This is a genomic window from Sphingobacterium arenae, from assembly GCF_014692505.1.
In the GTDB taxonomy this organism is placed as follows: domain Bacteria; phylum Bacteroidota; class Bacteroidia; order Sphingobacteriales; family Sphingobacteriaceae; genus Sphingobacterium; species Sphingobacterium arenae.
In genome coordinates this window covers 990504-1003603 of sequence record NZ_JACNYK010000002.1, presented here as the reverse complement: position 1 = coordinate 1003603, position 13100 = coordinate 990504, and the positions used below count along the sequence as shown (strand labels likewise).

The window sequence follows — 13100 nt, the reverse complement described above, 5'->3', positions numbered from 1 at the left end:
CTCAAAAGCACACAATGGATGGGTTATTGGAGCAAGCTTATCAAGCCCGATTAAAGTCGAATTATGGTAGCAACATACGATTCCTTAAAAAAGCGGAATCGTTGAGTGATGCTAAATATAAACCGCAAGAGTACGCCAAATTACTGATGGAGCTCAGTAAGCATTATCTGGTTGTGGGGCACTACGACACAGCGAAGGTATATAGCGATCGAAATCGCCGCTTAGCGGATAGTGTTCGTTTACCCATTAATCGTGCGTATGCTTACCTTACCCAAGCAACATATTTCAATTATTTGAATGTGGGCGAGTTGGCGGTCGAAAATGCCCAAAAGGCAATCGAGGTCTTGCGAGAGCATCCTTTTCCTGCATTGGAAGCGAGAGCCTATTATATTCTCTATGGGGTTTATTCGACGTGGAACAATCTAGAACGCTGTGAGAAATATGCCGAACTGGTCATTGATAGAGCTAAACAGGCCGAGGATTATGAGTTATTAGCGAATGCCTATAGCGCTAAATCGGTTGTCATGGAATTTAAATATAGTCAGGATCAGCAAACCAATTATTTGGACAGTATTCCGAAATATCTCCAACAATCGATGGGTGTATATCACGAACGTCCCGAAGCGGTGGCGGTAAGAACATATGCTATAGCGAATATCAATATGGCGAATCATTTTTTTCGTTATAGAGAGCCTAAAAAAGAGGAAACCCGTGCAAGCATTATCCATTATGCGGGGGAGGCCCGACGGGTGTACGAAAGATTTGATCGGAACTATGACGTGATGGCCAACGTAAATGGTCTTTTGGCGGAGGTCGCGGCTATCGAGGGAAATAACCAAGTGGCCGAGAGCTACCTGATGAATTCTTATATCCACTTGATTGAAGTGAAAGAACCGTCATACTACAATTTAACGAACGTTACGCAAGGGCTGAGCGACCTCTACACCCGAAAGGGAGATTTCGAAAAAGCGCTGTATTACCAGAAAAAGAAAGAAGAATTTAACCAAAAAATATTTGATCAGGCACAAATGGCGCAGGCAAATAAACTGGAGGCACAATACGAAAATAAACGCTTAATAGCGGATATTAGAGATTCTGAGCAACGCGCCAGCAACCGTAGGATTCAATTATATTTATTGGCAGGGGTCTGTATTTCATTAATTGTCAGTTTATTCTTGTTTCGGGTGTCGTTCAAAAATAAGCATAAATTACAAACTGAACGGAATTTACGCCTACAACAACAGAAACAGGATATGGAGGAGCAATCCAAATTACAACTGCAGATACAACAGCAGGAACAGGCCCGGTTGCTCTCGGAGCAAAAACTGTTGGGTCTGCAGATGGAGCAGCTACAGAGGGAATCTATGGCGGATGCACTGCAGATAGAACGAAAAAATAGGTTATTACTCCAGTTAAAGGAAAAAATGAAAAAATTGGAGACCGAAGATAATACTGGATATATTGATAGGATGATTAAGGAAGAGATGCGCTTGGAAGAACGTGTCGAACAGTCGGCTCGAGAATTTAAGAATATCCACCCGGAATTCTTTCAGAAGCTCAAAGAGCAATCTGGAGACAGATTGAGTTCGCTCGAGTTGAAACATTGTGCATATATCCACTTGAAATTATCTACCAAAGAAATGGCTGCTGCATTTCATATCGAACCGAAGAGTGTGCGGGTCACTAAATATCGAATAAAACAAAAATTAAACCTGGATAAAGAAGTCGATTTAGATCGTTATTTACAGGAATTAAGTGAACCGATAGGAAATTCAGATAACCTATCCTAATTTTTATGTTTTTGAATATCAGTTTGTTGTGTTTTTTGTAGTCGTTTTGTAGTCGTTGTATCGACACGATTTAGGTCTCTTATGCCGTACTTTTAGTAAGCAAATAATACGTACTAAATTTCAAAGCATATGAGTTCAGCAACGTCTAAATTACCTTTTATAGAGATACTCGAATGGGTTGAACACAACCCAAATGTAATGATGTGGAAGGTCCCAGATGGTGATCGGGAAATCAAGAACGGCGCCAAGGTAATTGTTCGAGAAAGTCAGCAGGTGATGTTTATGAATGAGGGAAATATTGCCGATGTTTTGACAGCAGGAACGCATACGCTCTCCACAAATAATATTCCGGTTCTCTCGAGGTTAAAAGGATGGAAATATGGGTTTGAAAGCCCGTTTAAGGCAGATGTGTATTTTTTCTCGGTAAAGCAATTTGTTAATCTAAAATGGGGAACACCGGCCCCGATTATGTTGACGGACACCAAATTTGGACAGGTAAGAATACGGGCATTTGGAAGTTATAATGTACGGATCGTCGATGTCCCTCGTTTTTTTAAAGAATATGCGGGTACTTATCCAGAATTGACAATCTTTGAGTTTCAACAACAGCTGCGAGATTTTATTGCACCAAAGTTTGCAGAAGCATTGGCACTCTCGCAAATCCCTTTAGTTGAGATTGCTGGAAACTTGTCCGAACTCAATGCACGTATTGAACCGCTTATAGCACCTTACTTTCAGGATTTTGGAATTACAATTACACAATTTACGGTTACTTCCGTCACGTTGCCGGAAGAGGTAACATCCTATTATGACAAGATCACGGGTATGAATATGATGGGTGACAATATGGATAAATTTCAGCAATTCAATACAGCTATCGCTATCAGCAAAGACGGTAATTTGGCACAACAGGGAGCGCAACAGGGAGCGGCGATGGGAATCTTGTTAAAGGAAATGAATAGTACAACGGCGACGAATGCGGAAAAGCCACAGGGACAGGGGGATTTGCGCGCGAAGTTACAACAAATCAAAGTGTTGTTTGAGGAAGGGCTTATCGACGAACAGGAATACAAAGAGAAAAAAACAGCATTGTTGTCCAATTTATAAGAAAATGACAGATAAAGACAAACCCATTTCGTTGGTCGAACGGCTGAAGCGGATTGCATTGGAACAAAAAAGGGAATCTATCCAGACAACACCTGCAGGCTCCTCGGTCGTGCAATGCCCTCAATGTGGTGCGGGGCGTGCTAAACAAGATGGTATAACGAAATGCGGGTATTGCGGATATGAATTTATCGCTACGAAACTTTCTGATGGGATAAACATCAAGAAAGAAGATAATTCAAAATAGATACAGAGAAAATCAAATGGAGATAACGTATGTGGAACGTATTTAATTTTAAAAAAATGAATGGGGAAGAGGGTGGAGGTGACGAGCATGCAAGAACCAATCAAACGGCGCTGATACAGCGTGCTGAAACCTACTTTGGTAAACTGGAGGCGCGATGTGAGGAAATATTGGTGGAAGTAAAGGAATCCGCGCAATTGCTGGCCGATGCGGATACCGATCCATACAAGAGGAGTTATCTGCAATTTAAAAGCGCCATTATAGCGCAATTTACGTCGATTATTCAAAAAGGATCGGACACTTTCCAAAAACAGATTATGCCCAATGCAAACACCTTGGAGATGATGAAGGTGAGTCAGCTGTTTAATAATTGGCAAAGTAAGGTGGTGGGGATAATGACGCACGCGTTTGATGGTGTTATGGAACGTGACCTCGAAAAGGAATATGCAGAGATGATGGACGAATACGAAGCTGCGCGAGATGCTTTCCATTGTAAGCAATGTGGCGCAAAGCTACAGTTAGCACAGTTTTATTTCACAGCTACTTACCTGACCTGCGAATTTTGCCAAACGCAGAATACGTTTGATCCGGGCTCGAAGGCTCGTATGATTGAACATATTGCTCGACCATTGGCCGAATCCCGTTGTAAATCGGAATACGAGGCTTATCGAACTCGCAAATCGGAGGTGGGGCAGCGGGAAGCTACGGCTGACTATGACAGATATGTGCGGGCGATGATTGCGCAGATGAACAACATACTACCAGGTATGGAAGAACAACATCAGCATTTTTATAATAGATTAATGCACGATTATAACAACTTGATCGTACCCTGGTAAGTATATTTTTAACTTTAAATTTTAAAATCATGTTTAAAAAACTATTGAAGAATCTGAGCGGAAATTTGGAAGATATGGCCAAAGAAATGATGGAAAGTAAAACAAACGCTACGACAGCCCAAGAACAGATGAAAGCCTATTCACAAGGCGATATGCAAAAGATTTTCGATCAAGGTGCGGCGTCGGCTGGGGTAGTAACACCTAATACGGCAAAGGAAGACCCGAACGATCCAACTATGCAGCCGGTACACGGAGTCACGCTTTTTGACTATGCTGCTGGCGCTTCAAAAATCGGGGAAGGATGTACGGAGGGACAGGTTTGTGAGGCTTTAGGAATAGAAAGACCCATCTGGGATGAAGCACAGACGACGTGGAATAATCGAATGCGGGACGACAATACATATAACGTGGTTAACGTATATTCTACTTATTTTGGCAAGGTAAAGGAACATCCGAAATTGGGGGCATTGCGCCCGCAGAATGCACCTGTTAGCGAAGTTCCTCAAGGAGAGGCGGCAGGTCATTTAAAAAAATTGGAATCGGATAAGTATTATTTCTTCGAAATTCAGGCGGCTATAGAGGCGGCTTATGCTAACGGTATGGACGGCGCACAGTGGTTGATTGATAATTTGGGGCTTACCGTTTCCCAAGTAAATGGCGCCGGTGTTAAATATATGAATGATTTCAGCATCATGGCGGAAATGATGGATTATCAGGAAGGGAAGAAAAAGGAATACAGCGAACGATTTGCAAAACAAAACGGAACCTCAGGTGCTGCGGAAGATATTGAATTTTAGCCTAACTTAAGGTGATATAGCCCCTTTCCTAAATCAGGAAAGGGGCTATATTTTTTAATGTACATAGAAAATAGTCGTTGCAGATTGCCAAACGTGGGTATGGGGTTTATCGTTCCAAACTCCCTCTTGCGGTTGGTATTTACTGGTTTCGACAACATACATTCCTTTCCAGAGGGGAGAAAAACTTACTTTTCCAGTTGCGTCGGTTTTAAATGTTTTTGCCCAACCCTCAGCGCTGATGACGGTGACGTTAGCGGGTTCGGGTATATTACCCTTGTCTAAGAGGTAAATATCTACCGGTTGGTTCAGATGGTTTTCACGAGGCGAAACGAAAGCCAACAGATCTATTTCTTTGGGATTGGTAATCATTAGATCCGATTCACCCACGGCAATAGGGAGGGAAGCGGAGAAGATGTATTTGGTTTGCCCGCCTAATTCGCCAGCCGCGTGGGTCGTATGGATAAGATAAAGTCCATCTTGTTCAGGTGTAAAAGAGGCTACAAGGTGATCGTCCGCCACTAGCGTCTCCAATCTTGTGGATTGCCCGTTGGGATGCTGTACATAAAGTTCAAGTGCTTTCAGATCGGCGTACCAATCTTTAACCAAATCCTTGGTTCCGTGCTCGTATTCGCCATAAAAAACCTTTACAGTTTGTACGGCGTTTTTGGGAGCAGCTGTAGACGATGATTCTATCCACAGGGCGTGTGCATAGGCTGTGTGCGATAAACTGCAACATAAAAGTGCTATTAAAAGCACGAATAATGGAGATTTTTTCATTATATATTTTATTTAGACTGATTCCAGACAAATATACGCACTAGAAATTAATCTCCAACAAAATAGATACAAATCTTAGAAAGTAGTTTATGCTACATCCCGCAAATCCACCGGTACGACACGTGAAACGCCTTGCTCTACCATTGTGACGCCGTAAATAATATCTGTGCTGGCTATTGTCCGCTTGTTGTGCGAAACGATGATAAACTGTGAGTTCTTGGAGAAATCCTTAATGATATTGTTGAACTTGTCAATATTGGTATCATCTAATGGCGCATCGACTTCGTCGAATATACAGAATGGAGCGGGTTTCAGTAGGTACAACGAGAATAAGAGTGCCGTTGCGGTAAGGGTTTTCTCACCACCTGACAGCTGGTTGATTGACAACGGCCGTTTACCTTTGGGAAGTGCTATAATGTCAATATCTGATTCCAAGGGATTGGCTGGATCGGTTAATACCATATCGCAAGAATCTTCTTGGTTGAAAAGCGAGCGGAAGACGTGGACAAAATTCTCTCTGACGGTGTTGAATGCATGCATAAATTTGTCGTTGGCCGTTTGGTCTATTTCATTTATAGTGGCCATCAAGGAAGCTTTGGCATCAAGCAGATCACTTTTCTCCTTCGAGATAAAGTCGTGTCGCTCCTGTATTTCGTCGTAAGCTTCTTTTGCCATGGGGTTAATAGAACCGTACGAATCCAATTGCTTTTTGAGCTTTTCACAAGTGGTAACCAATTCGTCTTGGTTACTCGAAATTTCTGGCATCTCACCTTCAAGCAAGGTGTTTATGTCGATATTAAACTCGACTGATAACCGCTCTTTTAAGCTATTAAGATCGATTTGTAAGGCGGTCTTTTTATCTTTCAATTCAGATAATAGGAAATCATGTTGGTCTTTGCTACGACGTAATTGCGTGATTGTTTCTTCTAGTTCGTTGATCAGGCGACGTGTAGTATAGAAATCTTCTTCGATTTCTTGTAGGCCTTTTTCGAGTTCCTCTTTTTGCGCATACATCGCTACGAGGTCTTCATCGTTATGATCTACAATGTGAGAGGCGTCTTTCATATCCACTCTCACTTGCTCATATTCCAATGAACTCTTTTCTATTCTGGCTTCGAAGGCTTCTTGTTGGCTTTCTCGATATTCCAGATCTTTTTGTAAGCTGGATACTTTATTTTGCTGTTGGTGAAAACGGATGTTCTCTTGGTTAAATAAAGCCGACTTCTCATTCAACACCTCGGCAATTTCAGCATAGGCATTTTGCAATTCGGCTAATTGCTTTTGGCCTGATTCTGCTTCTACTTTCAATATTTGTAACTCCGGCTCTGCTTTTTGCAATTCATATTGGATAACCGTAATCTTGCTTTCAATATCTTGTTTACGGTTTTGGCTGTTGGTAATGAACGTCTGATATTGTTCCTGTTTGGTTTTTACCGAGATCAATTCGTTATGCAGACGATTTAATACCATACGGAGTTCATCAATAACATCCTTTTGGGAGGCTAGGCGCAAGGTGGTTAATTTATCGACACCGTCTGCTTCGTCCTGTTGTAACTTTTCGATCTTCTGATTCAGCTCCTTAATTTCTTTTGTAAGACTCTCTAAGTTTTTCGCCCTTCCGATACGTTTACCTTCAAACAGACCGACGGAACCTCCGTTTAAACCTAAGCGATTTTTGGAAAATTTTCCCTCAGGGTGTAAGATAACGAGATCGTCTTGCGGTAATGTCTCAGCCAAGCTATCCGAAGCCTCGGGTTTTAATAAAAATACGTGTTGCAAAAGATGTTCGCACAGCAAGCTATATTTTTTATCGACCTTAACAACCTCTAACGCAGAAATTGTATTTTCGGGTGTCTTAGCTTTGGTTTTGATGGATGAAATCGCATCCAGCACGAAGAAGTTTGCTTTCCCACGGGAGGCGTCGCTTAGTAACTGAATGGCCTGTACGGCTTCCTGTTGGTCTTGGACAACATAGTGGTTCATGACGGATTCCAGATAGTTTTCGATAGCCACCCGGTACTCTTCCTTACAAAAGAGAATATCAGAAAAGAGGGGGTAGGACTTCTTCCAGCCTGCGTTTTTACGTAAAAACTTAATGGATTCCGGAAATCCTTCGAGATTATCGACCAAAGACTTGGTGAGATTGTATTCGTTTTGTTTCGCGTCTACTAAACGTGATTCCCTATTTGCTTTGGAGCGGATTTCGTTCAACTGTTCTTCGACTGTTTGGATTTGCTGCTGTAATTCATTCTCTGCTTGCATAACAGCATCGTATTGACTCTGCTGCTGCTCTACCCGTTCTTCCAGATCTTCTACCGCATTATTAAATTCATGGAGCTCTTCTACTTTAGCAGATGCATCGGTCATTGTACGTATGGATTCCTGCTGTAGTGCTTCCTTTTGGATGTTCAAAACAGCAATATCTTTTTCTAATTTATAAATCCTGTTTTGAAGTTCGCTGCTCTCCTGCGTAAATCGGTCTAATTTTTCTTTTGCGGACGACTGCTGTCCCCGAAGTTCTTCTACCTCAGTTTGCTTATGTCCAATATCCAACCGAAAAACATCCAATTTTCCCTGTTCTTCAAAAAGTTCTTCATTCAGTCTCTTGAGCGTGTATTGAACATGTTCCAATTGGTTTCTGTCGTTGTTTAATTCAGCAGTAATCCGGGTCTCCTTTTCTTGTAAATGACTAAAACGTTCGTTCTTTATCTTTTTATCTGATTCGTAAGACCGAATTTTGTGAACGTATTCGTTGGTACTCTTTTGTTGTACGGATAGGCTTTTCTCTTTGGCAAGAATATCCTCACGTAGTTTGCGCAGCTGGTTTTCTTGGCTTTCAATTTGAACAGATGTTTCCTTGATATGCGCTTGCTGCGCTTTTTCTTGATCGCCGATGCGTTCTAAATCCGTACTGAATCCTTCCAGACGGTAATAGGCTAATCCGACACTGGCTTCGCGATATTCTTCTTTAAGCTGAAAATATTTGTCGGTTTTTTTTGCTTGTGTTTCTAGCTGCTTTAAATTTTTATTAATTTCATAGAGAAGGTCGTCGACGCGGTCTAAATCAGCTTCGGTATCTTTTAATTTTGATAACGTTTGCTTCTTCCGTACTTTGTATTTAGAAATGCCGGATGCTTCCTCAAATAGGTTCCGACGGGAGTTATCTTTGTTATTGATGATTTCGTCAATCATCTTCAGTTCGATAATCGAATAGGTATCTGCACCTAAACCGGTATCTAAAAATAGATCGGTAATATCTTTTAGCCGACATTTTACATCATTTAAACGGTACTCGCTGTCGCCATTACGATACAATTTTCGTGTAATGGTAACGGTCGAGAATTCGGTAGGAAGTAGTTTATTGTTGTTCTCAAAGGTTAAGGATACTTCCGCTAGATTCGCTGGTTTCCGGTTCGCTGTTCCGTTAAAGATGATGTTTTCCATCTTCTCCGAACGTAACGTACGTGTACTTTGCTCGCCGAGGACCCACCGAATAGCATCTACGACATTCGATTTTCCGCATCCGTTGGGTCCTACTATAGCTGTTACACCCTCGTTAAAGTTAATGGTAATCTTGTCGCCAAAACTCTTAAATCCTTTAATCTCTAATTTTACTAACTGCATGCGCTGTTCTTACAAAAATAAACAGACGAAAATACAGTTTTTTACTTATTTTTAAAATTTAGTTAACGTATGTTTAACCCCTTCAAAAGTCATTTTTACTGGATTGATATAACCTTGCTTGTCAAAAGTCATGGGTTCGATGCAGGTTTCTCGTTCGTGTGCTTCTGTTTTATCTAGCGGCCTGCGATGGTAAACAATGTAATAGGTATCCTCGTTCGGGATTTTGATAACAGAGTGATGTCCCGCGCCAGTAGCAATATCCTTATCTTGTTCCAAAATAGTTGCGATGCGCTTAAATGGACCAAACGGGCTGTCGGATATCGCATAGGCGACTTTATAATCTGGTCCAGTCCAACCGCCCTCTGACCACATGAAATAATATTTGTTGTTTCGGATAAACATGAAAGGACCTTCCACATAATTTTCTGGTGTTACTTCTTTGTAAATAGTGCCGTCATCGAAAGGTACCAAGCTTTTGAAATCGTCACTAAGCTTTACGACATTACAATGTTTCCATCCACCGTAGTACATGTAATGCTGACCGTCTTTATCTTTAAATACAAACTGATCAATAGGCTGTGCTCCGTTAACAATATCATTAATTAAAGGCTTGCCTAATAGGTCTTTGTATGGACCTTCTGGCTTATCGGCAACGGATACGCCAATTCCACCAATTTCGCCTTCATGGACATCATTAGCTGCAAAGAAAAAATAGTATTTACCGTCTTTTTCTATAATACCAGGTGCCCACATAGCTTTATTTGCCCATTTTACTTCCGATGTATCGATTATTCGATGATGTTTTTGCCAGGTGACTAAATCTTTAGATGAAAAAGCATCGAAAAATACTTGTTCTTCGTAAGGTGCGGAGTAGGTCGGAAAAATCCAATACGTATTATCGTATATAATGCCTTCGGGATCCGCATACCATCCTGGGAAAACGGGGTTCTGCTGAGCCGATACATTTGACCATATTAATAAGAAATAAAAACAGGTAAAAAACGTTACTTTATTCATTTTGCTAGGATTATATTCGTGTTAAAGATAAAAAAACAATCTGTTTTTATGTATTTATAATCTTAATTGCTTTCTTGTGGCTTCGCTGATAGTGTAAAAGGAACGTGGACGGTATTCCTATATCATCGCTGTTAACTGGGTAGCTTCTTGATCTATTTTTGGTATGAGTGTATTATGGTGGAGAGTATTTCCGGTAGGCTATGGAAACAAAAAGGATATCAGTAGCGATGCTTTAGGATGGTATCACTACTGATATCAGTAGACAATTAACGGTGCTCGACTACGCCGATATATAGTGGCGTTTTCTCATCGTCCGGGTTGCCTGTCAACATAATAGTGTAATATGAACGATCTAATAGTCCTCGTCCATCGTCTTTTTTATACGATCGTTTTGCCAATTCATTACCAGTGGCATCCGTAATTCTGAATGTATATACACCGCTCTTCTGTGCTTGAAAAGCTTGATTTGTCACAACAGAGGCTCCCGTCTCGATGGGTCTATCTGTATATAACGGCTCCTCATCACCTTCAATAAGTAAATTCACAGCGCCAACTCCATTTGCTAGGTTCAAGAAGCGAATGCCAGACTCATTTTGACTCAAATTTTCGATAACTTTATCCTGTGTCATCGCAAATTTAGGTTCCTCATCTGTACCGTATACAAAAGAGGTGTAGCCGCTATCAACTTTGATAGTTAGTGTAGTGTCTATTAAAATGTCCTGGTCGGCGTCGTTGTTTGTTATCGTTAATTTACGATTGCCTGGATGTAGTAACTGCGCACCCGAAAACTCTCGATATTTCAATACCATCGGACTGCCATTGAGAGGGTTTCCAATAATGTTGCCGTCTAAACGGTAAAGTAAGCCCGACTCCGCATCTGCAAAACTATTAACAAAATACATTAAACCTGCTGAAGGCATGTTGTTCCACGGACCGTCGTCATTATCTTTCAAACAACTGCTGAATGTGAAGATGCTGATAAGCAATAATCCCCAAAATTGTAGTGATAACTTTTTCATCGTATTAAATCTTTTTTTCATATGGTAATCAACTCTTGTAAGCTTATTTATGATACTCTTCATGAGATAGTAGCTTATGCAAGTTTCACTTACTTGATATGTTTTGGAATTAATACGGAAGGGAGGAAGAAAATGCTACAGTGTAAAAAATATTTTTTATTCGTGCGGATTACTATCGCCTTCTTTCTTCTTTTCGTGTCTTTGATTGAAATTGGAAAGCGCCATTATACGGGGAATACTGCTTTGTGGTGCAAGTTCACGCAGTCGTTTCATCTGTTTAGCACGCTTGAAAAGTCTGACTTTCTTGTTATTTTTATACAAATTCCAATTCATAAGCAAGACGCTGGCCAATACAACGACTAATCCTATGATCTGCAATGAAGTTACTTGGTGGTCGGTGAAGTAGTGTGCCAATACTAAGGCGACGATAGGGTTTATATAGGCGTGTGTACTAACTTCCGTAGTAGGACGATACTGTAACAACCATATATAGCTGCCGAATGCTAAAATAGAGCCCATGGTAGCGAGGTATATGATCGCTCCCCAGTCTTCAGGCATTACATCTTGTGCCTGAAAATGAGCGTATTCCCCATTTAAAGAAGCAACTACGGTAAAGGCAATACCCGCACAGACCATTTGCCAAGCTGTTTTTACCATGACGTGTATATCTTCTTCTCCATTTTTCTGCATCTGGTGGGTTCTCTTTTCTCGATTATATTTGGATATCAAAGAGCCTACTGTCCAGGCAATTGTTCCGCAGACAAGGACGAACATGGCCATTATTTTTATGCTTTTGTCTCCTGCCGAATCCCCCTGAGCAAAAAGCTGTTCGGCAAATAACATGAAAACTCCTATAAAGCCAAAAATCAATCCTAATACAGTCGGTAAACTGGAAAAGTTTTCTTTCCATTTTGGTCTGTCAAGAACAACGAACCATATAGCTGTCGCTGCTGCGATAATGCTGACAATGCCACTGGATATATATTGTTCTGACCATATGACGGCAGCCATGTCCACAAAAAGTAGTAAAAACCCCACAAAGAGTGCATCCTTTACAGCTGTCTTTGCGAAAAGCTTATATCCTTTGAGGTAACAATATCCCATTAAGAGGGATCCTGCTAAGATAAACCGGACCGATCCCAATACAAAGGGACTGAAACTATGCAGCGCTTTTTCTATAAAGAAAAAGGTAGAGCCCCACACGATGTATACTACAAGGTATGCAAAGATGATGCTACTTGTGGCTGGCATATTTTGATTTCCTTTTGTCATATTAACCTTAACCTTAATCTTTTTTTGGAATAAAGAGTTTTTGTTCTTCTTTTACTGTCTCTAAAACGATGGTTGTACGCGTGGAGATAATCTCCTCTATTTTTCCCAATGAGTTGCGCATTAGATCTACCAATCCAGCAGCATCATGAGTACGCACTTTAACCAGATATCCATCATCCCCGGCAATATCATGTACCTCTTGTACTTCAGGAATCTTGGCTAAGAGCAAACCTACCTTTTGCGTTCCAATAGGATCTTGTGCTTTAATAAAAATAAAGGATAGCAATTTTTGATCTAGCGCATCTGGATTGATTTTCGCATTGTACTGGAGGATGACTTGCTTCTGTTCGAGTTTTTTGACCCGCTCTAAAATGGCTGAAGGCGCCATCCCTAATTCCCTTGCGATATCCGCATTGTTTGTGCGCGCATTTTCTTGCATGATACGCAGGATTTGATAATCAATTTGATCTAAGTTAAACTCTATTTTTTCCATTATGCTGCAAAGATACAGATTAATGAATAATATTCAAAATTTTCTTATTAAATATGAATTATGTTCTTTATTTTATATTTTTTATTGAATATAGTGCTGTTTTGCAGAACCTCATTTAAAGGTG

Annotated in this window: 11 protein-coding genes; 5 read left to right on the top strand and 6 right to left on the bottom strand. The window is 40.8% G+C overall.

Annotated features, from left to right (window positions below):
• Positions 1-14: 14 nt before the first annotated feature.
• The 5 genes from H8B17_RS10505 to H8B17_RS10485 all read left to right on the top strand — a co-directional run bounded on the left by H8B17_RS10505 (position 15) and on the right by H8B17_RS10485 (position 4774).
• Entirely contained in the window at positions 15-1790 is a 1776-nt protein-coding gene (locus tag H8B17_RS10505; RefSeq protein ID WP_190309119.1) for a transcriptional regulator, read from the top strand.
• A gap of 129 nt (positions 1791-1919) precedes the next feature.
• Complete coding sequence (locus H8B17_RS10500) at positions 1920-2897, top strand: SPFH domain-containing protein (RefSeq protein ID WP_190309118.1); 978 nt, start codon at positions 1920-1922, stop codon at positions 2895-2897.
• Between the two features lie 4 nt (positions 2898-2901).
• On the top strand, positions 2902-3141 hold the full coding sequence (locus H8B17_RS10495; RefSeq protein ID WP_190309117.1) for a hypothetical protein: 240 nt from the start codon (positions 2902-2904) through the stop codon (positions 3139-3141).
• Positions 3142-3197: 56 nt separating this feature from the next.
• The gene (locus H8B17_RS10490) at positions 3198-3977 is read left to right on the top strand and encodes a hypothetical protein (RefSeq protein ID WP_223816479.1); all 780 of its coding nucleotides are present in this window, start codon (positions 3198-3200) and stop codon (positions 3975-3977) included.
• A 29-nt stretch (positions 3978-4006) separates the two neighbouring features.
• Positions 4007-4774 (top strand): DUF6620 family protein, encoded by a 768-nt coding sequence (locus H8B17_RS10485; protein ID WP_190309115.1) that lies wholly within the window; start codon positions 4007-4009, stop codon positions 4772-4774.
• 54 nt (positions 4775-4828) lie between these two features.
• On the opposite strand, the gene H8B17_RS10480 is transcribed toward H8B17_RS10485, so the two are convergent.
• The 6 genes from H8B17_RS10480 to H8B17_RS10455 all read right to left on the bottom strand — a co-directional run bounded on the left by H8B17_RS10480 (position 4829) and on the right by H8B17_RS10455 (position 12976).
• Entirely contained in the window at positions 4829-5551 is a 723-nt protein-coding gene (locus tag H8B17_RS10480) for a DUF4198 domain-containing protein (RefSeq protein WP_190309114.1), read from the bottom strand.
• 87 nt (positions 5552-5638) lie between these two features.
• Positions 5639-9175, bottom strand: coding sequence for a chromosome segregation protein SMC (gene smc / locus H8B17_RS10475; protein WP_190309113.1), 3537 nt, complete (start codon positions 9173-9175; stop codon positions 5639-5641).
• Positions 9176-9226: 51 nt separating this feature from the next.
• The gene (locus tag H8B17_RS10470) at positions 9227-10192 is read right to left on the bottom strand and encodes a glycoside hydrolase family 43 protein (protein WP_190309112.1); all 966 of its coding nucleotides are present in this window, start codon (positions 10190-10192) and stop codon (positions 9227-9229) included.
• A 266-nt stretch (positions 10193-10458) separates the two neighbouring features.
• Positions 10459-11211 (bottom strand): DUF4397 domain-containing protein, encoded by a 753-nt coding sequence (locus H8B17_RS10465; RefSeq protein ID WP_190309111.1) that lies wholly within the window; start codon positions 11209-11211, stop codon positions 10459-10461.
• Between the two features lie 156 nt (positions 11212-11367).
• The gene (locus H8B17_RS10460) at positions 11368-12483 is read right to left on the bottom strand and encodes a DMT family transporter (protein ID WP_190309110.1); all 1116 of its coding nucleotides are present in this window, start codon (positions 12481-12483) and stop codon (positions 11368-11370) included.
• A 13-nt stretch (positions 12484-12496) separates the two neighbouring features.
• Positions 12497-12976, bottom strand: a complete 480-nt coding sequence (locus tag H8B17_RS10455; protein ID WP_190309109.1) for an Lrp/AsnC family transcriptional regulator — start codon at positions 12974-12976, stop codon at positions 12497-12499.
• Between the last annotated feature and the right edge of the window lie 124 nt (positions 12977-13100).